Here is a 25,265-nt window from a genome sequence, read left to right on the forward strand (position 1 = left end):
CCCGGTGCGGCGCTTATTTGAGGCCACGGCGCCGGCGCCGGATCGTCGGCCCGGCCACCATGAACATGCCGTCGCCCTGGTAGTGCAGGGTTTCCGGATGGCGCGGCGTGGCCAGCGCCCGCGCCGCCACCACTTCCCAGACGAAGAAATCGTAGCGCTCCACCAGGCTGTCGTCATGCAGCCGGCACTCGAACTGGGCGTGGCATTCCCGGATCGCGGGCGCGCCGACCCGCTCGGCCGGCTCGGGCGTCAGGCCGAAGGCGGCGAACTTGTCGATATCGGCCCCGCTGGTCGAACCGACGCCCAGAACCTGCTCGAGCTGGGCGCGGGTCGGCAGGTTCAGCACGCACTCGCCGCTGGCGCGGATCAGCCCGTAGCTATGGTTGGCGCGCGAGATCACGCAGCCGACCAGCGAGGGCGAGAATTCCATCACCGTATGCCAGCCCATCACCATCACATCGGACTCGCCTTCGTGCGCCGAGCTGACCAGCAGCACCGGGCCGGGCTCGAGGTAGCGCCGCACCTGGTCGAGCGGCACCTCGCTTTTTCTTGCGGTACTGCGCTGGCTGGCTGGCATCCTGGCTCCCGTGTCGATGGCTGACGGCCATTATCGATGCCGGGCCCGCGCGGCGGCGTACGCCTGGGCGCGGCGCCGGTGCCGATGGCGTAAAATCGCCGCTCGTCATCTTGAAGGAGGCAAGGCCATGCCCGCAGTGCGGCTCCACCAGCACGGCAACCGCGACGCGCCGTCGCCCGACCAGGTGCCCGTACGCCGCATCGCCGGGGCGCACGCGCCGCGCGGCAGCGGCCGCGCAGCCGTCAACATCGTGCTATTTGCGGGGACGCCCTGATCCGGACCGCCCTGACCGGCCGGCTGCGCCGGCACCGGCGCCTGCTGGCCCTGTGCGGGCTGTCGGCGCTGGCGCACCTGGCGCTGCTGGCATGGTTTGCCGGCACCGATGGCGCGCCGCCGGCCGGGCCGCAGGGGAAAACGGCAGCCGACGACCTGGTGCTGCGCCTGATGCCGGCCGACACCGCGCGGCGCGAGGACGGGCGCCAGCCGGCCCGTGACGCCGCGCCGGCGCCGGCCCCTGCCCCGGTGCCGCATCCGGCGCCGGTTCCCGTAGCCGCGCCTGCAGTCGCTGCCGATACGCCGGCGGCGCCCACGGTGCCATCCCTGCCTGCCGCCGCGGCAGCACCGGCCGGCCAGACCGCGCCGGACACCCCCGCCGACGCTGCACCGCTGGTGCAGATGCCCAGCCGCTACCGCGTGCGCATGCCCGAGCCCGTGCTGCTGACCTACACGCAGACGCGCCAGGCACCGGGCGCCAGGCCGGAGACGCTGGCCGCGGCGCATATCGACTGGCGCAGCGACGGCGAACGCTATCAATTGCAGGTGGATGGGGTACTGGGCCGGCTGTCCAGCCAGGGCGGCAGCGGCGATGCCGGTGTCATGCCACGCAGCGCGTCCGAGGAGAATGGAGGAAGTCCGAGCGTCACCGAGTTCGGCAACGGCGAAGTGCGCTTCCGCGCCAGCGGCCGCAGCGTGCCGGACAGCGTCGGCATCCAGGACCGCGCCTCGCTGCTGATGCAGCTGGCCGGCATCGGCCTGGCCGAGCCGGAGCAGCTGCGCGGGACGGTCGAGGTGGTGGTTGCGGGGCCGCTCGAGGCGACCATCGAACGTTTCCAGGCGGCCGGCGTGGAGACGCTGGCCACGGCGCTCGGTCCGATCGAGGCCTGGCACCTGGCGCAGCCGGCGCTGCCGGGCCGGCCGCGCCTCGAAGTCTGGCTGGCGCCGGCGCGCGGCTGGCTGCCGGTGCAGCTGCGCCTGACCGGCGCCGATGGCGTCGTGTCGACCCAGACCGTCAGCGCCATCGCGGCACCGCCGGCGGCACCCGCCGCAGCGGCGCAGTAGAAGCGCCTGGCCGCGCTCAGTCCCCCCTCAGTCGCGCACCCGGCGCCAGCCGGTCTTGCGCGCATCCTGGTCTTTCGCCGACGGCAGTTCCTTGGTGGTGTTGCCGCCATCGGCCGTGGTCGCCACCAGCTTCAGCGCGCCGCTCGGCAGGCGTACGATGATGAAGCCGACCGCGGCCGCGGTGTTCGACAGCGAACGGCCACCGATCATGCCGTCGGTCTGGTCGTTCAGCAGCGGCTTGCCGGTGCAGACGTCGAGCTGGTACAGGTTGCTGGTGCCGCCGACCGAGCAGGCGCTCGAGTTGGTCGGGATGTTGCTGACCACGTTGAGCGTGCCCGAGACCACCTTCGGGTCGAGGTTGACGCGCTCGCCGCGGTTCTGGTCCAGGTCGAAGTACCAGCCGGCCTGGGTGCCCAGGTCGACCGCCGGACCGCTGATCTTGTAGTTGCCGGCGTCGGTGGTGCTCAGGCTCTGCTGCGCCATCGCTGCCGCGTTGCGCCAGTCGGCCGACGAGATGCCGGTGCCGCGGTCCTTCAGCACGTACACGCTCTGCCTGCTCACGTCGCCGATGTCGCCCAGGTCGAGCAGGCGCCCGGTGCCGAACACCACGGCACGGGTGGTGCCGGCCGTGACCGTGCCGGCGGTGTCGCGGCTGCTCACCGCGCACAGGGTGACTTCCGGCCGGGTCGTGATCGGATGGGTGGCGTCGGCGTCGCCCATCTGCAGCACGGCCGGGGTGCCGCCGGCGCTGAAGTCGAAGCGCCACATCTTGCCCAGGTTGTCGCCGCCGTAGACGTAGGTCACCAGCGGGTCGGTCTGCGGGTTCGAGGTGATCGCGGTGATGCGCGCGAAGCCGGACGGGGTCGTGGTGTCGCCGGCGCCGGTCGAGGTCTTCTTCAGGATCTGGCCGGTGCCGGCATCGACCACGTACAGGTAGCCCTTGCCGTCGCCGCCGGCGACGCCGTCGGTGCCGGGCACGTTGTTGTAGCCCGAGGTCAGGAACACCACCCAGCGCTCGGTGCCGCTCGCGTCCTTCCAGGTGCCGAACTGCGGGTTGCCGAACGACAGGCCGAGGTCGGGGTCCGCATTCGCGCACAGGGCGGCATCGGCGCACAGTTCCCAGCGCGCCTTGGGCGCCGCCGGGTCGGTGACGTCGAGGGCGTAGAAGCCGCGGCCGCCGGCGTTCAGGCCGGCCACCAGCAGGCTCTTGAACTCGCCGCCGATCATGACGTCGCCGATCTCGGGCGCGCCGTCCGTGGTGAACTGGTGGTTCAGGCCATAGGTCAGGCTGGCCTGGGCCGGCAGCTTCTTCATCGTGATGCGTGGCACGTAGGCCCAGGTTTCCTCGCCGGTCTTGGCGTTGAACGCGTGCAGCATGCCGTCGTTGGCGGCCACGAACACGGTCGGGGTACGGTCCTTCCAGGTCGTCTTGAAGGTGTTGTAGGCGCTGCTGCTGTAGCCCTTCCTCGGTTCGCGCAGGTAGGCCGGCTTGGACGACGCGATGTCGCCCATGACGATCGGCAGCGGTCCGCTGGCGCCGGCCGGGGTCTTGTCGGTGCGGGTGTAGGCACGCAGCACGCTATCGTCGGCATACGCCTGGCGGCCGCGCAGCCAGTTGACGATGTTGGCGCCGCTGTTGACGATCACCTGGTTGTCGGCGGTCAGGGCGGCGCACTGGGACAGCATGCCGCACTTGTTGTCGAACCAGGCGCGCTCGGTCGCGCTCATGGCGGCGTAGCTGAAGTCCTTCAGGCCCATCGGCACCGTGCTGGTGTCCAGCATCTTGATCACGCGGGTGTCGCTGGTGTTGCCGACCTTCAGGCCGACCGTGTCGGACGAGGTCCAGGCCACGGTGGTGCCGACGATGCCGGTGGCCGGATCGATCTTGCGGTCCGACAGTTCGCCGAACCACTTCACGGTGGTGAACGTCGACGAGAAGATGTCGTTGTCTTCCTGCGAGATGTTGGGGGTCGAAGTGGCGGCTGCCGCGGCCGCGCCGACGCGCACCTGGATGTTCGACAGCGCCGTGCTCAGGCCCTGCACCACCTGGGTCGGGTCGGACGCGCTGAAGTACTTGCCGTGGCCGTTGATGGCGGCGTGCCACAGGTCGTCCACGCGCGACTGGTAGGCGGCCGAGCCGCTGTTGTCGCCGGTCTTGGGATCGGGCCAGTTGTAGGCGCCGCCGTTGTTCCACGGGCAGCCGCGCGTCACGCCGTTCTTCAGGTTGAAGAAGTCGCCGCCCGGGGTTGGCAGCGTGTCGTAGTTGGCTTCGTAGTTCATGACGCCGTCCACGCCCAGGCCGAGCGCGTAGGTATTCATGTGCAGGCGCTGGTTGTCGCCGTTGGCGGCGGGCACCAGGCCGCGCTTGCTCCAGTCCTCGAGGTCGGTGCGCAGCGAGGCCACGCCCGAGTTGGCGCCGCCGTTGTACCAGTACAGGGCGACGTCGGCCAGCGAGTTGTAGGTCTGGGTGGCGGGATCGACGCAGCCCGCTTCGCGGGTGCAGAAGCGCGCCGTGCTCTCGACGTTGTCGTTGTTGACCACGCCGGTGGCGGCGCCGCCGTTCCAGTAGCCGTCGGTGGTGATGAAGGTGAAGTTCTGCTGGCACGGGTACTGCACCGCCGCCGCATCGCGGTCGAACACGTAGGGGTCCTTGTTGGCGTACATCTTGCCGATCGCGTGCAGTGCCTGGCGGATCGGGGTCGACTGGCTGCCGTTCATCGCATACAGGCGCGCATACCAGTCGCTGCGGTTGTTGCCGGAGAAGACGCGCGGCGGGGTCATCGTGCCCTCGGCCGCGGCCACCGACAGCGAGACGATGCCGACGTTGTAGTTCGACGAGAGCGCCTGGAAGGCCTGGCCGACCGCGGTCTTCATCATCTGGTTGCGCGACTTGTAATAGGCATACCAGTTGGCGAAGTTGGTCATTTCTTCGTCGTAGGTGCAGGTCGCGCCGGCGCAATCGGTGCGCGTGACCGCCCGCGGGTAGCTGTTCACGGCCGGGACGATGTCGGTGCGCACGAAGATCGCGGCGCCGGCGCCGAACGGGGTGGTCGAGGTGGGAATGGTGTCGACCGCACTCGCCTGCGGGGTGCTGGCCGGCTGCACGGTGAAGGTCAGGCCCTTGGTATTGTTGTCGACGCTGCCCATGGTCACCGCCTGGCCGCCGTTGGCGGACACGGTGTCCACCAGGCAGACCACGCTCTTGCCGTACCCGGCGCACACGTCGGTGACCCGGTTGCCGCCGACGTAGGCCTTGATGCTGCCGCCGGTACCGATGGCGTTGACGATCGTCGTGGCGACCGTCTGCGAATCCATGCTCTTGAGCGCGAGGTTGCCGCTCAGCAGCGCGGTGCTGCCGAGGCTGGTGGTGGGTTTCAGCACCGCATTGTTCGGGGTGCTGCCGGCCACGGTGATGAGCGCGGTCGGACGCTGGGTATCGGTGATCACGACCGAGTCGGATTCGACGCTGATGGCCCAGCCGCTGCGGCTGTCGTCGGACACCAGCGAGCACTGCCCCACCGTCTTGCCGGTCACGCCCGAGACGCAGTCGATCGGCACCACCGCCACGATGTTGTTGGCGGCCAGGTTGATGTTGTAGCCCGAACAGGCCGGCACACCGTAGCCGCTGGTCGGCGTCTTGACGCAGGCCACGTACTGGTTGGTCAGGCCGGTCTTGGCGATGATCGATGCCGCCAGCGCGGTCGCCATGGTCGCCTGTTCGCCCGAGGTATTGGTGCCGCCGCTGGCGGTGACGGCGCCGTTGGTGATCGTGACCGAGCCGCCCGGCTCGGCGACGCTTACCGCGTTGATCTTCAGCGAGGTGTTGTCGCGCGAGGCGCCGATGGTGATGGTGCCGTAGGCGGCCACCGGCACCGCGTTCGGATTGCCGTAACGCGGGTATTTATAGTCGCCCACGTACTTGGCCTGGCAATCGCTCAGCGCGCGGTCCTTGCACCAGCGGACCTTGGCCGGCACCGGGAAGCCCGACGGCGCGTCGGCGCCGACCGCGGTCGAGGTGCAGGTCTTCATGTTGGTGTCGCTGCACCATTCGGCCACGTTGATCGTGTAGTAGTACGGGTTGGTGTTATAGGCCACCGCCGTGTAGCGCGAATCGGTCGGATAGGTGTAGGTGGCGGTGTTGTAGCCGCAGTTGGCGTTGTTGGTGTCGCACCACTTCAGGTCGGGGAAGCCGGTGGCCAGGTTGCTGCTCGAGGCGCTGGCGCCCAGCAGGTTCCTGGTGTTGATGCCGAACCCGTCGGTGGTCACCGAGGTCCAGCCGCTGGTATAGCTGCGCGTCATCGACTGGTAGCTGGCGCCGCTGGCGTCGACCGGCGGCAGGTAGCGCACCTTCGGATCGTAGTACTGGCGGTTGAAATCGGCGCTGTTGAACGGCGGCTGGCCGATCGTGCAGCCGCGCGTGCCGCCATTGGTGACGTTGCTGGCCATGGTGGCGCCCGCGCGGCAGGTGGAACTGTCGTCCACGTAGTCGGGCGTGAAGTGAGAGGCCATTGAGCCCGAGTTATCGTACAGCAGCATCAGGTTCGGCTTGACGTTGCCGGTGCCGTTGATGTTCAGCAGCGGCAGCTGGGCGATGCTGGTGATGCCGGCCGAAGCGCCGGCACCGCACAATTGCAGGCAGAGGAAGCCGAGGAGGCCGAGGATCTTCTTCATAAGCGGTCAGTCGTAAATGGGCTCGGCGCAGGCGCGCCGGGCGGTTCTCCGGGCCGGGGCTCAGGCCCCGATCAGCACGATCATCTGGTTGGTGACGCTGGCACCCTTGGCGCCGCGCAGGCGCGCGGTGATCACGTAGTGCACCTGCGGCGTGCCGGCATAGTCGGCGGTATCGCCCGCCAGGCTGCTGCCGACGGCCACGGTGCTGCCCAGCGCCATCGGATTGGCTGCCGTCTGCACGCACTGGTTCTTGGCGTCGTCGTACGGCAGGCGCGCCAGGCACAGGCGGTGGATCACGTACTCGATCGCGCTGCCGTCCGGTGCGGCGATCGACTTGCTGCCGTCCCAGAAGGCGTCGTCGCGCGGCGACTTGCTGGTGTCGGTCAGCGCCACGTAGCCGTTGGCCGGGCTGTCGGCGTTGAGCAGCGCCTTGCCCGTGCGGGCCGTGGTCTGCAGCCAGTCGAAGCCGCTGTGCAGGCCGAGGTCGACCGACTGGCTCAGGGTGGCGTCATAGGCCAGGTTGCCGGTGGCGAGCGAGGTCGAATGGATCGACTTCATCAGGTAGATCGAGGACACCAGCATCACCGCCAGGATGATCAGTACCACCGGCAGTGCCACGCCGCGCTGGCGGGCGCGCATCACTTGTTCCATGCTTCGGGCCTCCAGCCGGCGTTGCGCAGGTTGACCACGGTCTCGAACACGCGGTAGCGGTAGCAGCGCCAGTCGTTGGGATCGCCGGCCACGGCGACGTCGACGGTGACCGGGACCGCGGTCACGCTCTGCGGGATGGCGGTCTTGAATACCTGCGGTTTTTCCGCGGTCGAGGTGCAGGCGCTGCCGGCAGCGGCGCGCTCCACCGCCTTGCTGCGCGCGACCACGGCCAGGCGCACCGCGGCAACGTGCTGGTAATCGATGGCGTTGCCGATCGTGCCGTTGGCGTCGGCGTCGATCATGGTCGACGACCAGCGCATCACCTGCATGCCGTTCTGCGGCTGGAAGGCGGTTCCGGTACGGGTATCGAAACCGTACTGCGCCTTGATCGACACGATGTTGTCGGTGACCGCCGCGGCGCCCGCCGACGAGCCGCTCAGGTCGGTCGAGCGCAGCTGCAGGAAGCCGTTCGATACCGACCAGCTATGGAAGGACAGGTCGTCCGGCTTGCCGAGGTTGAACATGCGCGCCTGGCCGCCGGTGAAGCCCACGCCCAGGTTGCCGCTGTTGAAGCGGTAGCCGGTGCCGAGCGCGACGTCGACGTACTGCGGCCCCGGCGGCGGCAGCAGGTCGCGCGGATTGCTCGACAGCTGCGCCAGCGCGCAGCGCCCGCCGCCCACCAGTTCCGGCGCCACCACGACCACGTCGCCCTGCGAGAAACCGTAGGGCACGCGGTCGACGGTGACGCGGGTGCCGCTGGCGTAGCTGGCCGTCAGGCGCAGGGTCGCGGTGCCGGTCAGCGAGCTGCCGGCATAGAAACTGATGCGGTCGGGCGCACTGCCGTTCGCTTCGATCACCACCGGCGCCAGCGGCGTGGTCCCGGCCAGCGCGCCGGGCGCCAGTGCGTAGCCGCCGGTGTCCGTGAGCCTGGTGTCGCAGCCGGCCAGGATCGAATCGTTCAGGCCGAAGCCGGCCTGGTTGGCGTCGCCGCTGATCGAAAACAGCGCCACCATCCCGTTCTGCATCGAATCGGAGCCGCCCAGTTCGGTCTCGCGGGTCTTTTCCGAACCGGCCACCATGCGCACCGCGAATGCGAGCGCCAGCATGCCGATGGCCACGCTGACCATCAGCTCGACAATGGAGAAGCCGCTGCTGCGGCGCAGGAAGCCGGGCGTCATGTGGCGGCCGCCAGATAGGAAGTGATGACGTGCTGGTTGGCGGCGGTATTCGCCTTGCGCATCCAGGCGATCGTGATCGTGACCCGGGTGCGGGTGGTGTTCGCGACCTGCGCCACCTCGACCTTGATGCCGGCGCCCGGGATCTGGCGCCGCGTCTCGTCGTACCAGGGCTGCAGGCGGCTGCCCGGCTGGCCGCCCATCGCCATCGCATAGGCGCCTGCGTTGGCCTGGTCGGCCGCCATCACGCCGAGCAGCTTGTCGGCGGCCATCGTCGCTTCGGCGCGCATGCTGGTGTCGGCCAGCGCCGAGTACGAGCGCGCCTGCAGGCCGACGATGCCGAGCAGGCCGACGCCGAGCAGCACCACGGCCACCAGCGCCTCCAGCAGGGCGATGCCGGCCTGGCGCCGGCGTGGAATGCGGAATGGGCGAACGATCATTGCGGTGGACATTTCTTGGGCGAGCGGTCGGCAGGATCGGGATTGCAGACGGTGGCGATGCCGCCCAGCGTCAGCGCCACCGCGATCGGGGCAAAGGCGCCGCTGCGGCGGGCCGAGGGCGCCAGCTGGATGCGGCTGATACGCGGCGACATGCGGCCGTCGACCCAGCCCAGCGGCGTGAAATACACCTCGTCCGCCCCTGCAGACAGCACGCTGCCGACCATGGCGTCCGACGGCGGCAGGTTCGATGCGCTGCGCAGCAGCGAACGGAAGCCGCCGGTCCCGTCGGGATCGTCGGCGCTCGGTGCGGTCGTGCTCGACCACGAACCGGTGCTGTCGGTGCACGGCACCGAATCGTTCGGGAAGCAGATGTCGACGCGCCAGTCCATCTGGCCGTTGGCGTTGTCGATCAGGACCAGGCGGCTGGCGCTGTTGTGCGACAGCGCCTGGCTGCGCGCCATCGCCAGGCCGTCCTTGTAGAAGCCGGCGGCGTCGACCGCCTTGCGCGCCAGGATCCAGTTCGACATGCTCGGCACGCCGACGGCCAGCACGATGCCGGAGATGACCAGCACCAGGGCCATCTCGATGAAGGTGAAGCCGGCGCTGCCGGCTGGCCTTACTGGACGCACTGCCCACCCTTGCGGTCGATCCAGCAGCTGGTGCTGCTGCCCCATGCGGCCGGCGCAACCGTGCCGCGCTTGCCGCCCTGGTCGATGGTATAGGTAAAGCCGGTGGCCTTGGCGCGTCCGGTGGCGGTCACGGTGTAGGCCGAATCGCTGGCGCCGCTGAAACTGAAGGTGAAATTCTCGCCCGCCGGCGGCATGCGCGAGGGCGTGTCCTGGTCGAAGCCGACGTAGGTGTGCTTGTTCGACCAGTATTCCTCGGCGCTGGTCTGCACCGACGCCAGGCCGGTGAAGGCTTCGGTCAGGCGCGCACGCATCACGTAATTGCTGTAGGCCGGGATGGCGATGGCACCGAGGATGCCGATGATCGCAACCACGATCATCAATTCGATCAGCGTGAACCCCGTAGTGTTTCGTTTCATGACGGCCAGTCTTTCACCATAAATTATTTCCGTAAGTCAATATTAGCGCAAAATGTTCGACAGTGGACCGTCGGAATGCGGCAACACATTGTTTTGTTGCGGAAAGTCGGCGCAAAAACTGCAAGCTTTTAGCATCCGATTAATGGGTTTTGACAAGGCGTCAACGGTTCGCGGCGCCGGCGCCCGGTTCAGTCCGGCGTGGCGCCGGTCAGGCGCTTCGTCATGTAAAGAGCGCTGCCCGGATAAGTCGCCAACCCGGCGCACGGCGGACGCCCGGCATCGGGCTCGAAACCCAGGCCTTCCCAGAAGCGCCGGGTGTCCTGCACCGACACCAGCGCCGCGTGCCGCAAGCCCTGCCCGGCCGCCGCGTCCAGCAACTGGCGCACCAGCCGCCGCGCCAGCCCGCGGCCGAGCGCCTGCGGCGCCACCGCCAGGTCGTGCAGGTAGAGCGTGTCGGGCCTGGCCGCCGGCGCGAACGGCGCATCCAGCGGCGTGACCCGGCCCAGCAGCGAGGGATAGGCGAACAGGTAGGCGCACACCGCATCGCCGTCGCAGGCCACCAGCGTGGTCGCCGCCGCCGCGCGCAGGCGTGCCAGCACCACCGCCGCCGGTTCCTGCATCGACGGCGGATAGCAGGCCGCCTGCACCGCCAGCACGGCAGCCAGCTGGTCTTCACCCATCGGGCGTATCTGCATCGCTTGCGCCGGCATTCCCTCTCCTCTTCTGTGCCGTTCGGTCAACCCGGCATTATGCATGAGGGTCCGCGGGCCCGCGCGGCGCCCTTTGTTTACTAGCGCCGCTAAATACAGCCCGTAAATCGTCTCTCTATTGCCTACATCAAACTTTTCAGGCTATGTTTCTACATTGACATTTCGATGCCTGGAGTCCGCATGATTTCTCGTCCCACCCTCGGTGCCATCGCGCTGGCTGCCGCAACCCTGTGCGCCGGCGCCGCCCACGCCGCCCCCGCCGGCAGCAAAGCCGCCGAAGTCAACGTCTTCATCGGCACCGGTGGCGACGGCCATACCTTCCCCGGCGCCACCCGCCCCTTCGGCATGATCCAGCTGAGCCCGGACACCCAGGTGCGCCACTTCAAGCAGAGCTATCCCTGGGCCGCCGGCTACCGCTACGAAGACGATTCCATCCTCGGCTTTTCGCATACCCACTTCTCGGGCGCCGGCCATTCGGACCTCGGCGACGTGCTCCTGATGCCGACCGGCGACGAGCTGAAACTCGATCCGGGCTATCCGGAACGCCCGTTCAGCGGCTACCGTTCGCGCTTCTCGCACAAGGACGAGCATGCCGAGCCGGGCTACTACAGCGTCAAGCTGCTCGACAACGACGTCGACGTCGAGCTGACCGCCAGCGAGCGCGTCGGCCTGCACCGCTACCGCTTCAAGCCGGGCAGCACGGCCAAGGTAATCCTCGACCTGCGCTCCTCGATCTATGACTACGCCGGCAAGAACCTGTGGTCGCGCCTGCGCCTGCGCGGCACCGATACCATCACCGGCATGCGCGAGACGCGCGGCTGGGCACCGGGACGCCAGCTCTACTTCGCCATCAAGTTCTCGCGTCCCCTGCAGGCACACCAGCTGCTGAACCGCGAGGAAGGCGTCGAATACCGCGGCTTCGCGGCACCCGGCAAGACCCCGGCCGAGAAAGTGCTGGTCGAAGGCAAGGCGCTGGAAGCGACCTTCGATTTCGGCCAGTTGAAAGATGCGCCGCTGCTGGTGAAGGTGGCGGTGTCCGGCGTCAGCGAAGACGGCGCGCTGGCCAACCTCGACGAGATGCCGGGCTGGGACTTCGACGCCGAGCGCCAGCGCGCCAGCCAGGCCTGGGAACAGGCGCTGGGCGCGGTCGACATCGAGGCGCCGCAGCCGATGAAGCGCATGGTGTACACCAGCCTGTATCACAGCCTGCTGGCGCCGACCCTGTTCATGGACCGCGACGGCAAGTACCGCGGCCCGGACAACGCCGTGCACCAGGCCGACGGCTTCCGTTTCCACTCGACCTTCTCGCTGTGGGACACCTACCGCGCCCTGCATCCGCTGCTGACCATCATCCAGCCCGAGCAGCGCAATGCCGACTTCGTGCGTTCGCTGATCGCCTCGCAACAGGCCAGCCCCTACGGCATCCTGCCGGTGTGGCAGTTCGCGGGCCTGGAAACCTGGTGCATGATCGGCTACCACGCGGTGCCGGTGATCGCCGACGCCTACATGAAGGGCATCAAGGGCTTCGATCCGAACCAGGCGCTGCAGGCCATGACCGCCAGCGCCGAATACGGCCCCTACGGCGGCCTGCAGCACTACATGAAGCTCGGCTACGTGCCGATCGACCTCGAACCGGAAGCGGCATCGAAGACCGTCGAATACGCGTTCGACGACTGGAGCATCGCGCGCATGGCGGAAAAGATGGGCAACAAGGACGTGGCGGCACGCTACTTCAAGCGCGCCCAGAACTGGCGCAACGTGTTCGACCCGAAGACCGGCTTCGTGCGCGCCAAGAAGTCGAACGGCGACTTCCGCACCCCGTTCAACCCGGTACAGTCGAATTTCGGCAGCGACTATACCGAGGGCAGCGCCTGGCAGTATTCCTGGTACATGCCGCACGATAACGCCGGCCTGGTGAAAATGCTGGGCGGCGACGCCGGTCTGGTGGCGAAGATCGACCAGGTGTTCGATGCCAAAGTCGATCCGACCGTATACGCGCACATGGAAGACATCTCCGGCCTGATCGGCCACTACGCCCACGGCAACGAACCCTCGCACCACGTCGCCTACCTGTACAACTACGCCGGCGCACCCTACAAGACCCAGGCGCGCCTGCAGCAGATCGTCACCAGCCAGTACACCGACGCACCCAACGGCCTGGCCGGCAACGACGACCTGGGCCAGACCTCGGCCTGGCTTGCCTTTACCTCGATGGGGTTCTACCCGGTGGCGCCGGGGACCAACGAGTACGCGATCGGCCGGCCCTTCGTCGAGCGCGCGACGCTGAACCTGCCGAACGGCAAGCGCTTCACGGTGCGCGCCGTCAATTTGTCCGATGCCAACCCGTATGTCGGCAGCGTCACGCTGAACGGCCAGCCGCTGGCGCGTACCTTCCTGCGCCACGAAGACATCATGGCCGGGGGCGAACTGGTGTTCACGATGCAGGCGCAGCCGAACACGGCCTGGGGCAAGGACAAGCGTGCACGTCCTTATACGCAGACCGCTTATTGAGCCGGCGTGACAATTCATCGACTCCTACGGGTTGCAGCCGTGATCGATCGCTCGGCACGCAGGCGAATCTCGCTGTTCGCCGCTGCCGGCGCGCTCGCCATTGCCGGCTGGGCGGCGCAGGCGCCGCAGGAAACGGTCCGAAAAGCGCCGCTGCCCAGCACCGAACCGGAATGTGTCGCGCGTGGCGGCGAGTGGATCTTTGCCGGGCCGCAGAACATCGTGAAGTACTGCGCGCTGTCCACGAACGATGGCGGCAAATCCTGCAAGACCTCCAGCCAATGCCAGAGCGAGTGCGTGGAAAGGGAGACCGGCAACGTCTGCGCCGACACCCACAGCGGATGCTTCGCGCCGACCGGCCGCGGTACGGCCACCCAGTGCGTCAACTGAAACGGCGCCCACGCCGGGCAGGCGGCCGCTGCTTGCCGCACCGGGGTAATCTCAGCCTGCCACCGGCGTCGCCCGGGTCCGCGCATGCGATTTGCCCGGCCTTACCCGCAAGGGTGCGCGCGGCGTGTCCGGCTTGACCGAGGCCAGAGGCCCATCGTACGGTACGACGCTCGGGTCGATCTCGACCGCGTCGGCGCCTCCATGGTCGCCGCGCAGGAACTGGGCGATCGCCAGGTTGACCAGCGCGCGTTTACCGATCCCGACATCGCCGTCCCTGTTCGTATGCAGGAACACGTAGGTGGTGCCGGCAGCCGTGGTGATCTCGACCTTCTTCGGCAACGAGAATCCATAGCGGCCGCTGGCCCACAGCTTGACGATGCAAGGCCCGCCGTCGGGTGAAAGAAAGCTGAAGTTCATGCTCGAAGCGTAACGCCAGCGGGGCCGGCGTACGCTTCGAATTTGTTCCAAACCGTAACAGGCATTCCTGGTGGCTTACACGAAACCGGCCACGGCGTGCGGCACGTACGGCGCCTCCAGCCGGGCGATCTCGTCCGCCGTCAGGTGCACCTCGAGCGAGGCCACCGCGTCTTCCAGGTGCGACAGCTTGGAAGCGCCGACGATCGGCGCCGTCACGCCGGCCTTTTGTGCCACCCAGGCCATCGCCACCTGGGCACGCGGAATGCCGCGCGCCTCGGCCACAGCCTTCACCGCTTCGGCGACGCGGCGGTCGGCGTCTTCGGTGGCGGCGTACAGCTTGCGCATGTAGTCATCGGTATCCGAGCGCTTGCTGGCCTCGTCCCAGTCGCGCGTCAGGCGGCCGCGCGCCAGCGGACTCCACGGAATCACGCCCACGCCTTCGGCCACGCACAGCGGCAGCATCTCGCGCTCTTCCTCGCGGTACAGCAGGTTCAGGTGGTTCTGCATGGTGGAGAAACGGGTCCAGCCATGGCGGTCGGCCAGGTACAACGCCTTGGCGAACTGCCAGGCGTGCATCGACGACGCGCCCAGGTAGCGCACCTTGCCGGCCTTGACCACGTCGTGCAGCGCTTCCAGGGTTTCCTCGATCGGGGTGTCGTAGTCCCAGCGGTGGATCAGGTACAGGTCGATGTAGTCGGTGCCGAGGCGGCGCAGGCTGGCGTCGACCTCGGTCATGATCGCCTTGCGCGACAGGCCGCCACGGTTCGGCCCTTTGCCCATCGGGTAGTAGACCTTGGTCGCGATCACGGTGTCCTCGCGCCGCGTGAATTCCTTCAGGGCGCGCCCGACGATTTCCTCGCTGGTGCCGTCCGAGTACATGTTGGCGGTGTCGAAGAAGTTGATGCCCAGCTCGACGGCGCGGCGGATGATCGGCCGGCTGTCGTCTTCGTTCAGGGTCCAGGGATGGGTGCCGCGCTCGGGCACGCCGAAGGTCATGCAGCCGAGGGCCAGCTGGGAGACCTGCAGGCCGGTGTTGCCAAGTCGTTTGTATTGCATGTTCGCCTCTCGTAAAACGTCCACCTTACCAGAGCGCGCGCCGGCTTGCCGGCAAGGTCCGGTTTACGTTCCCGTATAGACGCAGGGGTGCGTTTTTTAGACTTTTTTTACGGCCAGCGGCGCAGACTGGGTCTTCCTCAACAGCCAGGAACATGCGATGTCAACGATTCCCTTGTCCATTTGCCCGCTGCGGAGCCGCGCATGATCGCCGTCATCGCCAGCGAAACCGGCGGCACGCTCGACAGCCTGCTGGCCGAGAACCTCGCCGTGGCCTGCCGCCGCGCCGGCCGCCGCGTCCTGCTGGTCGACGCCGCACCCGAGCAGGCCTGCCGCGCCTGGGCACGGGCACGCGCGGCCACCCACCTGCGTCCGCTGCCGGACGTGCTGGGGCTGCGCGGCATGGGTTTCGGCGAGCGCCTGGCGCGCGAACTCGACGGCAATAGTGGCACCCGCCACGACGACGTGCTGGTCGGCGCCGGCAGCTGCGACAGCCCGGAATGCCGCAGCGCCCTGGTCGCAGCGCAGGTCGCCCTGGTGCCGATCGCCGCCGCCGACGCCGACCCGGCGCACCACTACCGCCTGATTGCACGCCTGAATGCGGCGCGCATGTTCAACCCGGACCTGCGCGTGCTGTTCGCCGCCGTCACCGACGACGGCACGCTGGCGGATGCCGACCTGGCGCGCGTGCGCGCCTACGCGCGCGAGGTGATGGGCGGCCGCCTGGCGCAGACGGTACTGCCGGCTGCGATCCTGCACGGCGCCGCCGTCGCCGCCGGCGCCTGCGCCTGCGATACGGACGGCGCCCGCGCCGCGCTGGACGCCCTGTGCGACGAAGCCTTCGGCGGCCGCCGCAGCCACCACCACGGACGCCACGAGGCACGTTGCGGCAAGGTGCAAACTGTGCAAGGATGAGCGGTCGCCACTTCCGCTCATCCCATGCGCCCCATCGCCGCCCTGTTTGCCCGCACCGCAGTGCGCGTCCCCGGCGGCCTGCTGGCCGCCTTCGATGCGCGCCTGGTCGACGCCCGCGCACGCGCGGTGGACGGCTGGCGCCGTGCCGGCGCCGAATTCCTCGCCTTCGGGATCAAGGAAGCGCGCGCCTGCCTGTTCGCCGGCCTGTTCTTCGCCGCGGTGGCGCTGGTACCGCGTGCCGGCATCCTCGGCCTGCCGCGCTACGACGTGCTGCTGGTGGCGGCGCTGGCGATCCAGGCGTGGATGCTGGGCACCGGCCTGGAAACCCGGGATGAACTGAAGGCGGTCTGCCTGTTCCACGCGGTCGGCTTCGCGCTCGAAGCCTTCAAGACGTCCGCCAGCGTGCAGTCATGGAGTTATCCGGATGTCGCTTACACCAAGCTGCTGGGCGTGCCGCTGTTTTCCGGCTTCATGTACGCGGCGGTCGGCAGCTACATCATCCAGGCCTGGCGGCTGCTGGACCTGCGCATCCGCCATCACCCGCCGCACTGGATGGCGGCGTTGGTGGCGCTGGCGATCTACGCCAATTTCTTTACCCACCATGCGATCGGCGACTACCGCTGGTACCTGGCAGCTTGTGCGCTCGGCCTGTATGCGCGCACCACGGTGGTGTTCCGCCCGCTCGACCGCGAGCGCCGCATGCCGCTGGTGCTGAGTTTCGTGCTGATCGGATTCTTTATCTGGCTCGCGGAAAACCTGAGCACGTTCTGGGGATTATGGCGCTATCCGAACCAGCTGGGCGCGTGGTCGGCGGTGCATGTGAGCAAATGGAGTTCGTGGTCGCTGCTGGTGATCATGACGTTCACGATCGTGGCGAACTTGAAGCACATCAAGGCGCGTATTCACGTGCCCGAGGCTTGACACAGAGCGCGGCCGGGAGGCCGCGCCCGTTACATCGAAGCGACTTCGAGCAGCGTCGGGATGCTGGCAAAGGCCACCGCTACCGGCAGTGCGCACAACACGAGCATCACGCCAATACGCACGCGGCGCGCACGCTGTTTCTGCTCGGCGAAACGGGAGAGACGAAAACCTGGATCGGATTTCATGGAGGTCCTTTCATGCATGATGAATAGCCAATCATAATACGAAGCCAACTTTACGCGCGACACGAATGGAACCCGGCGCGGTCAAAACGCTGACCGGTTGCACGCCGCATCCACCGTGCCGTTTTTCGCCACCGACCCCGGAACCGCAACCGAAATTTACGTGGCGAAAGAATCAGGTTACACCCACGGCGTGCGGAAAACCATGCCCAAGCAACATGAATTTGATTTAGGTCGGATTTCGTGTGTTTTCGGCCACGGGCCTTATACTAGGCGGATGCGCATACAGCTTTTTTCCGACCTCCATCTCGAACGCTACCCCGACTTCCAACCGCAGATCGCGCCGGACACCGACGTCGTCGTGCTGGCCGGCGACATCGGTTCCTACCAGTCGAACTCACGCCTGCAGGACGACGATTTCGGCCTCGGACGGTTCTCGCCGCGCCGCCCCGGGGCACAACGCGCACGGGTCCTGTACATCCCGGGCAACCACGAATTCGATTCGCTCGACTACGACGCCGCCTACGCACGCCTGCGCGCCACCTGCGCCGCCCTCGGCATCGAATGGCTGGACCGCGAAACGGTCGTCATCGGCGGCGTGCGCTTCATCGGCACCACGCTGTGGGCCGACTTCGATGCACTGGCCAGCCGCGAGACCGAACTCGCGCGCCAGCTCAAGGCGCGCGAGAAGGCCTTCCGCGCCGCCAACTATTACCTCAGCAAGAACACCACGCTGCAAGATGGCGTGCCGATGCTGGCCGAAGCCCAGCGCACGCTGTCGCTGGACTGCCAGGCCTGGCTACGCGCGGCATTGGCGACGCCGTTCGACGGCACCACGGTCGCGGTCACCCATTACGCACCGAGCCTGCTCAGCGCCGACCCGCGCTACGGCCTGACGCCGGGCACGGCCGGCTTCTGCAACGCGCTCGACGATTTGTTCCCGCATGCGCAGTTGTGGCTGCACGGCCACCTGCACTGCTTCAACGACTACACGGTCGAGGGCAGCCTCGATGGCCGGGCGTGGGCGTGCCGCGTGGTGGCCAATCCGCTCGGCTACCTGAGCAAGGGCGAGCAGGAAGGCTTCCGGCCGGAGCTCGCGATCGAACTCTGAACCGGCCGCTGACGTTCAGCTGCGGTCGACCAGCTTCGCGATGCGCTCGCCCACGAACGTGAACGCCGAGTGGCCCCGCAGCTCGAGCGTGGTGCCGGCGCGCGGGCCGTCCGGCACGTCGACTGCGAAGGTGCCGCGCCAGTCGATGTCCGCGTAGGCCGTGTCGCCGTCGAAGGCCAGACCGCCCAGCCGCTGCGCGCGCGCCGAAAACAGCCGGCGGCCCTGCTCGGCCAGGCTGCGGAAGGCGTCGATGCCGCTCGCTTCGGCGTTGACCGTCCCGCCGGCGACGTTCTCGAAACGCACATCGGGCGTCAGCACGGCCAGCATGCCGTCGATGTCGAAGGCATTGTAGGCGGCCAGGTAGCGTTCGATCACGGCCTTGCGGCTTGCGTTGTCCATGCATGCTCCTTCGGGTTGTGGGAAATCGTTGGCGCCGCGCTCCACAGGACGGCCGAGGCGTCGTCGGCAGCTTTTACCGACAGGCCGGCCGCCCCGCCGCCGCGCTCTGCGGCGCGCAGCTCGGCCAGCATGGCATCGAGTCCGCGCGCCAGGCAGGCGTCGAACAGCGCTGCCGGCGTGTACATGGCGTAGGGGTCGGCGAGGCGATAGAAGCCGTCGGTCATGCCCAGCAGGCAGGCCCCGGGCGCAAGCTGCAGCACGATGCGGCGCGCCGCGAACGGGCCGGCCGGCCGCAGGCACAGCACGGAAGGTGCGGCTGCCAGGTTCTGTTCTTCGCGGCGCGCGCGCAGCAGCGGCAGCAGGCGCGCCTTGCGCTCGGCGGGGTCGGCCGGCAGCGCCGCCAGCACGCGCTGCAGTACGGCTTCCTGCGGATTGATCCAGGGGTCGAGGTCGCGCACGGTGCCATCCGCCAGGCGCAGCAGGGTCTTGCAGTCGCCCAGGCAGAACAGCCGGGCTTGGTCTTGCTGTATGCGGATCCAGGTCAGCGCGGCGATCGGCCAGGCGTGGGGCGGCGCAGCGGCGGCGGCCCCGAGCCGCGCATAGCCGGCGCCGACGGCATCGACGGCGGCCGCCACCGCGGCATCCTGCGGCGTGTACGCATCGAGGTGCGGCTCCAGCGCCGCGGCGAAGGCGTGCACGAACCAGGCGACGTCGCCGCCATCGGCATCGACGTAGCCGCGCCCGGCCACCGAGGTCGCACCGTCGAGCACCAGGATGTCGGTCGTCCCGCCGTGGACGCGCACCACAACCAGATCCTCGTTTGCCCCGTTGCTCCCAGCTCCCGATACTGCCGTCCACGCCATCCGCACGCCCCGCCTCGTTGCACAGTGCAATCACTATACATGAGGTCGGGGAGCATGCGGCAGGATCCCGCGGGCGGCAAAGTACTGCGCCAGCCGCGACGGCGCACCGGCCGGATCGCACAGCGCGATGTAGCCGTCCGGCCGTACCAGATAGGTGGCGTCGCGCGCCAGGCCGGCGTCGTAGCAGGCCTGGGTCCACGGATAGACGTGCAGCGCCAACCCGGCGTCGCGGCACCAGGCGCCGAGGTCGGCCGCCGCTTCGCCGTACACGTGCGCCTGCCAGTCGATCGAAGCCAGCGGCGCGTGGTTGTCGGGGCCTTCGTGGCCGATCCAGGGCAGGCGTTCGCCACCGCGCACCTGGCCGGCCATGCCTTCGCTGAGCGGACTGTCGTGGTAGTGGATCGCGGTCTGCGACAGCACGCGGAACATCAACTCGCGCGTCGGCCCGATCGCATACGCGGCCGAGGCGAACAGCGGCACCACGTGGGTGCGCACGAAGTCGGCCGCGTTGCTCTGCCTGGTGACGAGGGAAAACACGCGGTCGGTGGTCTCGACCAGCTTGCGCGCGAAGGCGATGCGCTCGGCCTCGTAGGTGTCGAGCAGGGCCTGGGGCGCCCGCCCGCGCAGCACGGCGGCCAGCTTCCAGGCCAGGTTGACGGCGTCGCCGATCCCGGTATTCATGCCCTGGCCGCCGGCCGGGCTGTGCACGTGGGCGGCGTCGCCGGCCAGGAAGGCGTGTCCGCGCCGGTAGCGGCCGCTGACGCGGTGGTGCACGCGGTAGGTCGAGAACCAGTTGACCTTGCGCACCTGCAGCCCGAGGCTGGTAATCGCGTGCTGGCGCACGTCCTCGAACTGCAGCGCGTGGCCGGCCTCGTTGCCGTCGGCTCGGTCGAGGCGCACTGCCCCGATCAGCCGCCCCAGGCCGGTTGTGGTGTACGCCAGCAGGATCACGAAGTCGGCATGCTCCAGCGACAGGTGGATTTCGCCGTCGGCCGCCGCACCCTCGCATTCGACGTCGGCCACGTAGAACACCTGGTCGTAGGTGCCGCCCTCGAAGCCGGTGCCGAGCCCGTGGCGCACCACCGAATGGGCGCCGTCGCAGCCGGCCAGCCACTGGGCGGCGCAGGTCTGCTCGCTGTCCGGGCCGCGCAGGTGCGCCAGCACGCGGGTACCGGTGCCGTCGTTCACTTCCTCGAAACCGAGCAGTTCGGTGCGGTGCTGGACGCGCACGCCGGCGGCTTCCAGGTGGCGGATCAGGAGGCGCTCGTGGCGGTCCTGCGGAAAGATCAGCACGAAGGGAAACGGCGTCAACCGGGTGCCGGCATCGCCGAAATCCAGGCGCGCGCGGTGGCGGCCGCGGGCCCAGACGTTGACCGCCGGGTTGCGCAAGCCGGATTCGACCACTTCCCGGTCGAGGTCGAGCTGGCGGTAGAGTTCCAGCGTACGCGCCTGGACCGCCATCGCGCGCGAGGTCGCGCCCGGTCCCTCGCCCTTGTCGACGATGCGCACCCGGATGCCGAGCCGCGTCAGCCACAAGGCCAGCACCAGCCCGGTCGGTCCGGCGCCGGCAATCAATACCTCGGTCTCGTCCATTCGTGCCTCCGTGTCGGTGACAGCACCTTATTGTATTGACAATTTCGAACGCCAAGGGTTCGCCCGCGCGGCCCGCACCGCAGCGAAACAGTGCGTTACATGCGACTGGGTAGAATATGACTGTCGGGTCCGCAAGGATAGGCTTGCGGCCGTTTCAGGGAGAACGAAGTGAGAATAGCGTGTATCGCCTGGGGTTCGCTGATCTGGGAACCGCGGGAACTCAGGCTGGCGTCCGAATGGCACCCCGACGGTCCGCTGCTGCCGCTGGAATTCGTGCGCGACAGCGACGACAGCGACGAACTTGCCGTGGTGATGCACGAAGCGGCGCCGCCGATGCCGACCTACTGGGCGCTGCTGGACACGGGCGACCTCGCCACCGCGCGCGAGATGCTGCGCCAGCGCGAAAAGATCCGGCCCGAGTATCCGCAATGGGTGGGCAGCATCCCGAACCCCTGCGGCCCCGAAGACCCGCGCGTGGCCGCGTGGATGCGCGCGCACGAACTCGATGCCGTGGTCTGGACCGCGCTACCGGCCAAGTTCGCCAAGGTCAGCGAACGCGCGCCCAGCGCCCACGAAGCGCTCGCCTTTTTCGGGAGCCTGGAGGGCGAACAGCGCCGCAAGGCCGAGGAATACGTGCGCAAGGTGCCGCCCGAGATCAGCACCCTGTACCGCAAGCTGTTCGAAGAGAAACTGGGCCTGACGCCCGAGTAAGAGCTGCTGGCCGGCGCCTCAGGCCGGCAGTTCCAGCCGGCGCGCGCCGTACATGCGACACTCGGCCGCCAGCGCCAGCAGGTTCGGATCGCGCTCGCGGGTACGCGCCAGCAGCAGCGTGATGGTCTGGTGCGAGGCATAGCGCTCGTCCAGCGGCAGCAGATCGACGCGCGCACTGAAGCCGGCGACCCGTCCCGGCAGCAGGCTGTAGCCCATGCCGCCGCCGACCAGGTTCATCAGCGAGAATATGTCGCTCACCCGCAGCACCGTCTGCGGCACGTAGCCGGCCTGGCGGAACGCATGCTCGAAGCTGTGCGACGTCACGAAACCATCGCCCAGGGTAACGAACTTCTCGTCCTTCAAGGCCCGCAGGTCGACCGCGGCCTGGCCCGCGTACGGCGAGCCGAGCGGCGCCGCCAGGTAGACCTCGTCCTCGAACAGCGGCACCGCCAGCAATTGCGGATCCTCGGGCGCGCCCTGCAGGCCGATCACGATGGCGTCCAGCCGTCCTTCGTCCAGACTGCGCAGCAATTCCTGGTTCGAGCCCAGCGTCAGGTCGATCTGCAGTTCCGGCCGGCGCAGCTTGAGACCCATCAGCAGCCGCGGAATACAGCGCAGCGTCAGCGAGTACAGCGAGCCGATCTTGAGGCGGGTGCCGGCGAAACCGGCCATCTCGCGCACCTTGCGGATGCCCTCCTCGGTCTCGGCAACGGCGCGCTGGGCGTGCTTGGCAAAGGCGAAGGCGGCCGGCAGCGGCGCCAGGTTGCGGCCTTCGCGCCGGAACAGCGGGCAGCGCAAGCCCTCTTCCAGCGTGTGCAGCGCACGGTGCACGCTGACCGTGCTCTGGCCGAGCTCCTCCGCCACGCGCGACAGGCTGTGCAGGCGCATGAAGGCCAGGAACACTTCCAGTTTCTTTAACGTAACTTCTTCGTCGATCATCGCTTTCGTCTCCGGGCGCGGCCCCGCGAAGCTTACTCCAATCGTTAACCTGAGGGTAAACAATCGGCATCCGCGTTGATTGAAGTGGCAGGCCGGGCTTCCTATGCTGTGTTCAAACGCACCATACAAGGGAGACAACATGGAAAGCAAACGCTGGGACACGCGGCGCCAGGAAAAGCAGCGCCGCATCGACGCCGTGCGCCACCTGGCCGAGGGTCCCGTCATCGCTACCTCGCGCATGGTCGAAGCGCTGGAACGGCTGGTGGTCAGCGGCGACCGCGTGGTCCTCGAAGGGAACAACCAGAAGCAGGCCGATTTCCTGGCGCGCGCGCTGGTACAGGTCGACCCCGGCCGGGTAAATGGCCTGCACATGATCCAGCCCAGCGTCAGCCTGCCAGAGCACCTCGACCTGTTCGAGCGCGGCATCGCCAGCAAACTCGATTTCGCCTATGCCGGCGCCCAGAGCCTGCGCATCTCGCAATTCCTGCAGGAGGGCACGCTGCAGGTCGGCGCCCTACACACCTATATCGAACTGTACGCCCGCCTGTACGTCGACCTGGCGCCGAATGTCGTGATGGTGGCCGGCTACAAGGCCGACCGCGCCGGCAACCTGTACACCGGTCCCAGCACCGAGGACACGCCGGCCCTGGTCGAAGCCGCGGCCTTCCGCGACGGCATCGTGATCGCCCAGGTCAACGAGATCGTCGACGACCCGAAAGACCTGCCGCGCGTCGACATTCCCGGCTCCTGGATCGACTTCGTGGTGCAGGCCGACAAACCCTTCTATATCGAGCCGCTGTTCACGCGCGACCCGCGCCTGATCAAGCCGGTGCACATCCTGATGGCGATGATGGCGATCCGTGGCGTCTACGAGCGCCACCAGGTGCAGTCGCTGAACCACGGCATCGGCTTCAACACGGCGGCGATCGAACTGCTGCTGCCGACCTATGGCGAGCAGCTCGGCCTGAAGGGCAAGATCTGCCGCAACTGGACCCTGAACCCGCACCCTACCCTGATCCCGGCGATCGAATCGGGCTGGGTCGAGAGCGTGCACTGCTTCGGCGCGGAACTCGGCATGGAAGCCTATACCGCCGCCCGTCCCGATATCTTTTTCACGGGCCGCGACGGTTCGATGCGCTCGAACCGCGCCTTTTGCCAGCTGGCCGGCCAGTACGCGGTCGATCTGTTCATCGGCTCGACGCTGCAGATGGATGGCCTGGGCAACTCCTCCACCGTCACCCACGGCCGCCTGACCGGCTTCGGCGGCGCGCCCAACATGGGCCACGATCCGCACGGCCGCCGTCACTCCACCCCGGCCTGGCTCGACCTGGTGGAGACGGACGACCCGCTGCAGCGCGGCAAGAAGCTGGTGGTGCAGATGGTCGAGACCTTCCAGGACGGCAGTGCGCCGACCATCGTCGAATCGCTCGATGCCGTGGAGGTCGGGCGCAAGTCGGGCATGCCGCTGGCGCCGGTGATGATCTACGGCGACGACGTCACCCACGTGCTGACCGAGGAAGGCATCGCCTATCTATATAAAGCGCGCTCGCTGGAGGAGCGCAAGGCGATGCTGGCGGCGGTGGCCGGCATCACGCCGATCGGCCTGCGCCACGATCCGAAGGACACGCCGCGCATGCGCGAACAGGGCCTGATCGCCCTGCCCGAAGACATCGGCGTACAGCGCGCCCAGGCCACCCGCTCGCTGCTGGCGGCCAAGAGCATCGCCGAACTGGTCGACTGGTCGGATGGCCTGTACCAGCCGCCCGCCAAGTTCAGGAGCTGGTAATGACGGCGCTGAATTCCCTCCGCCACGCGGCCCGCGACACGCTGCGTGCCGCCCAGCTCGCCGGCCTGGCGGTAGACGCCCTGGTCGACGAAGCGATGCTGACCCCGAAGCCCGGCCTGGTCGACATGCGCGGCAGCGGCGCCCACAGCGACCTCACCTGGCTGCTGATGTGCCGCTCGGCCTGCGCGCTGCACCCCGCCTTCCTGCGCATGGCTGAAGCCGGCGCCGGGATCGACGATCCGGCGCTGCTGCGGCGCCGCATCGGCGCCATCGGCCGCGAGGCGGAAGCCGCGATGATGGCGGCCACCGGCGGCGTCAATACCCACCGCGGCGCGATCTGGGCGCTCGGCCTGCTGGTGACCGCCGCCGCGCGCAGCACCGGGATTGACGCCGCCGCCATCGCCCACCAGGCCGGCCTGCTGGCCTGCATCGACGACCCGGGCGCACCGGCCAGCACCGGCAACAAGGGCGAACTGGCCTGCCGCACCCATGGCGTCGGTGGTGCCCGCGGCCAGGCCAGAGCCGGCTTCCCGGCCGTGATCGGGGCCGCGCTGCCGATGCTGCGCCTGTCGCGCGCCCGCGGCGACGGCGAAGCGCAGGCGCGCGTGAACGCCCTGCTGGCGATCATGACGACGCTGGACGACACCTGTTTGCTGGCGCGCGGCGGCCGCCACGCCCTGCAGGCGACCCAGTCCGGTGCGCGGCGCGTGCTGGCGCTGGGCGGCATCGCCACGCCGCACGGCCGCAGGGCGCTGCGCGGATTGGAAGCACGCATGCGCCGGCTGCACGTGTCGCCCGGCGGTGCCGCCGACCTGCTGGCGGCGGCCCTACTGCTCGACCGCATCGACACCATACGGGACTAGAGGAGAC

At 68.4% G+C, this 25,265-nt stretch carries 25 protein-coding genes; 10 read left to right on the plus strand and 15 right to left on the minus strand.

The window, feature by feature from the left end; translation table 11 throughout:
- Positions 1–13: 13 nt before the first annotated feature.
- Positions 14–577 (minus strand): flavin reductase family protein, encoded by a 564-nt coding sequence (locus FBX97_RS08360; protein WP_141830244.1) that lies wholly within the window; start codon positions 575–577, stop codon positions 14–16.
- Between the two features lie 127 nt (positions 578–704).
- Here FBX97_RS08360 and FBX97_RS29540 point away from each other — a divergent pair, with 127 nt between their 5' ends.
- Together FBX97_RS29540 and FBX97_RS08365 are read left to right on the plus strand one after the other, a co-directional pair.
- Positions 705–851, plus strand: a complete 147-nt coding sequence (locus FBX97_RS29540) for a hypothetical protein (RefSeq protein WP_185748508.1) — start codon at positions 705–707, stop codon at positions 849–851.
- 158 nt (positions 852–1,009) lie between these two features.
- On the plus strand, positions 1,010–1,915 hold the full coding sequence (locus FBX97_RS08365) for a DUF3108 domain-containing protein (protein WP_141830246.1): 906 nt from the start codon (positions 1,010–1,012) through the stop codon (positions 1,913–1,915).
- A 27-nt stretch (positions 1,916–1,942) separates the two neighbouring features.
- On the opposite strand, the gene FBX97_RS08370 is transcribed toward FBX97_RS08365, so the two are convergent.
- The 7 genes from FBX97_RS08370 to FBX97_RS08400 form a co-directional block, all read right to left on the minus strand.
- On the minus strand, positions 1,943–6,586 hold the full coding sequence (locus tag FBX97_RS08370) for a pilus assembly protein (RefSeq protein WP_141830248.1): 4,644 nt from the start codon (positions 6,584–6,586) through the stop codon (positions 1,943–1,945).
- Between the two features lie 60 nt (positions 6,587–6,646).
- Complete coding sequence (locus FBX97_RS08375) at positions 6,647–7,237, minus strand: hypothetical protein (protein ID WP_141830251.1); 591 nt, start codon at positions 7,235–7,237, stop codon at positions 6,647–6,649.
- Positions 7,225–8,415 carry a PilW family protein gene (locus tag FBX97_RS08380; protein ID WP_141830253.1) on the minus strand — a complete coding sequence of 397 codons (1,191 nt, stop codon included), beginning with the start codon at positions 8,413–8,415 and terminating at the stop codon, positions 7,225–7,227. The genes FBX97_RS08375 and FBX97_RS08380 overlap by 13 nt, the downstream gene beginning before the upstream one ends.
- The gene (locus tag FBX97_RS08385; RefSeq protein ID WP_255517355.1) at positions 8,412–8,852 is read right to left on the minus strand and encodes a prepilin-type N-terminal cleavage/methylation domain-containing protein; all 441 of its coding nucleotides are present in this window, start codon (positions 8,850–8,852) and stop codon (positions 8,412–8,414) included. The genes FBX97_RS08380 and FBX97_RS08385 overlap by 4 nt, the downstream gene beginning before the upstream one ends.
- Positions 8,849–9,481 carry a Tfp pilus assembly protein FimT/FimU gene (locus FBX97_RS08390; protein ID WP_185748509.1) on the minus strand — a complete coding sequence of 211 codons (633 nt, stop codon included), beginning with the start codon at positions 9,479–9,481 and terminating at the stop codon, positions 8,849–8,851. Before FBX97_RS08390 ends, FBX97_RS08385 begins: the two co-directional genes overlap by 4 nt.
- Positions 9,469–9,897: a type IV pilin protein gene (locus FBX97_RS08395; protein WP_141830259.1), complete on the minus strand. Its 429-nt coding sequence runs from the start codon at positions 9,895–9,897 to the stop codon at positions 9,469–9,471. The genes FBX97_RS08390 and FBX97_RS08395 overlap by 13 nt, the downstream gene beginning before the upstream one ends.
- Before the next feature lie 188 nt (positions 9,898–10,085).
- Complete coding sequence (locus FBX97_RS08400) at positions 10,086–10,607, minus strand: N-acetyltransferase (protein WP_185748510.1); 522 nt, start codon at positions 10,605–10,607, stop codon at positions 10,086–10,088.
- Positions 10,608–10,787: 180 nt separating this feature from the next.
- Here FBX97_RS08400 and FBX97_RS08405 point away from each other — a divergent pair, with 180 nt between their 5' ends.
- Both FBX97_RS08405 and FBX97_RS08410 read left to right on the plus strand, forming a co-directional pair.
- Positions 10,788–13,118: a GH92 family glycosyl hydrolase gene (locus tag FBX97_RS08405; protein WP_141830263.1), complete on the plus strand. Its 2,331-nt coding sequence runs from the start codon at positions 10,788–10,790 to the stop codon at positions 13,116–13,118.
- 39 nt (positions 13,119–13,157) lie between these two features.
- Positions 13,158–13,505, plus strand: coding sequence for a hypothetical protein (locus FBX97_RS08410; protein ID WP_141830265.1), 348 nt, complete (start codon positions 13,158–13,160; stop codon positions 13,503–13,505).
- 51 nt (positions 13,506–13,556) lie between these two features.
- On the opposite strand, the gene FBX97_RS08415 is transcribed toward FBX97_RS08410, so the two are convergent.
- Complete coding sequence (locus tag FBX97_RS08415) at positions 13,557–13,922, minus strand: hypothetical protein (protein ID WP_141830267.1); 366 nt, start codon at positions 13,920–13,922, stop codon at positions 13,557–13,559.
- 75 nt (positions 13,923–13,997) lie between these two features.
- Entirely contained in the window at positions 13,998–14,978 is a 981-nt protein-coding gene (locus FBX97_RS08420; protein WP_141830269.1) for an aldo/keto reductase, read from the minus strand.
- A 201-nt stretch (positions 14,979–15,179) separates the two neighbouring features.
- On the opposite strand from FBX97_RS08420, the gene FBX97_RS08425 reads away from it, so the two are divergent.
- Positions 15,180–15,890 (plus strand): hypothetical protein, encoded by a 711-nt coding sequence (locus tag FBX97_RS08425; protein ID WP_141830271.1) that lies wholly within the window; start codon positions 15,180–15,182, stop codon positions 15,888–15,890.
- Positions 15,891–15,914: 24 nt separating this feature from the next.
- Positions 15,915–16,811: a DUF817 domain-containing protein gene (locus tag FBX97_RS08430; RefSeq protein ID WP_141830273.1), complete on the plus strand. Its 897-nt coding sequence runs from the start codon at positions 15,915–15,917 to the stop codon at positions 16,809–16,811.
- A 29-nt stretch (positions 16,812–16,840) separates the two neighbouring features.
- On the opposite strand, the gene FBX97_RS29545 is transcribed toward FBX97_RS08430, so the two are convergent.
- The gene (locus FBX97_RS29545) at positions 16,841–16,996 is read right to left on the minus strand and encodes a hypothetical protein (protein ID WP_185748511.1); all 156 of its coding nucleotides are present in this window, start codon (positions 16,994–16,996) and stop codon (positions 16,841–16,843) included.
- 274 nt (positions 16,997–17,270) lie between these two features.
- Here FBX97_RS29545 and FBX97_RS08435 point away from each other — a divergent pair, with 274 nt between their 5' ends.
- On the plus strand, positions 17,271–18,104 hold the full coding sequence (locus FBX97_RS08435; RefSeq protein ID WP_141830275.1) for a metallophosphoesterase: 834 nt from the start codon (positions 17,271–17,273) through the stop codon (positions 18,102–18,104).
- Positions 18,105–18,119: 15 nt separating this feature from the next.
- Here FBX97_RS08435 and FBX97_RS08440 read toward each other — a convergent pair whose 3' ends face one another.
- The 3 genes from FBX97_RS08440 to FBX97_RS08450 are packed head-to-tail and all read right to left on the minus strand — an operon-like array spanning position 18,120 to position 20,959.
- On the minus strand, positions 18,120–18,503 hold the full coding sequence (locus tag FBX97_RS08440; RefSeq protein ID WP_141830276.1) for a nuclear transport factor 2 family protein: 384 nt from the start codon (positions 18,501–18,503) through the stop codon (positions 18,120–18,122).
- Entirely contained in the window at positions 18,476–19,366 is an 891-nt protein-coding gene (locus FBX97_RS08445) for a protein phosphatase 2C domain-containing protein (protein WP_141830278.1), read from the minus strand. The genes FBX97_RS08440 and FBX97_RS08445 overlap by 28 nt, the downstream gene beginning before the upstream one ends.
- A 33-nt stretch (positions 19,367–19,399) precedes the next feature.
- Positions 19,400–20,959 carry an FAD-dependent monooxygenase gene (locus FBX97_RS08450; RefSeq protein WP_141830280.1) on the minus strand — a complete coding sequence of 520 codons (1,560 nt, stop codon included), beginning with the start codon at positions 20,957–20,959 and terminating at the stop codon, positions 19,400–19,402.
- Between the two features lie 168 nt (positions 20,960–21,127).
- Between FBX97_RS08450 and FBX97_RS08455 the strand changes: the two genes are divergently transcribed.
- Positions 21,128–21,670 (plus strand): hypothetical protein, encoded by a 543-nt coding sequence (locus FBX97_RS08455; RefSeq protein WP_141830282.1) that lies wholly within the window; start codon positions 21,128–21,130, stop codon positions 21,668–21,670.
- 18 nt (positions 21,671–21,688) lie between these two features.
- On the opposite strand, the gene FBX97_RS08460 is transcribed toward FBX97_RS08455, so the two are convergent.
- Complete coding sequence (locus FBX97_RS08460; protein WP_141830284.1) at positions 21,689–22,609, minus strand: LysR family transcriptional regulator; 921 nt, start codon at positions 22,607–22,609, stop codon at positions 21,689–21,691.
- A 139-nt stretch (positions 22,610–22,748) separates the two neighbouring features.
- Between FBX97_RS08460 and mdcA the strand changes: the two genes are divergently transcribed.
- Positions 22,749–24,395 (plus strand): malonate decarboxylase subunit alpha, encoded by a 1,647-nt coding sequence (mdcA, locus tag FBX97_RS08465; RefSeq protein ID WP_141830286.1) that lies wholly within the window; start codon positions 22,749–22,751, stop codon positions 24,393–24,395.
- The gene (locus FBX97_RS08470; RefSeq protein WP_141830288.1) at positions 24,395–25,258 is read left to right on the plus strand and encodes a triphosphoribosyl-dephospho-CoA synthase; all 864 of its coding nucleotides are present in this window, start codon (positions 24,395–24,397) and stop codon (positions 25,256–25,258) included. Before mdcA ends, FBX97_RS08470 begins: the two co-directional genes overlap by 1 nt.
- Positions 25,259–25,265: the final 7 nt, after the last annotated feature.

It is taken from the genome of Herbaspirillum sp. SJZ107 (assembly GCF_006715485.1).
Classification (GTDB): Bacteria; Pseudomonadota; Gammaproteobacteria; order Burkholderiales; family Burkholderiaceae_D; genus Telluria.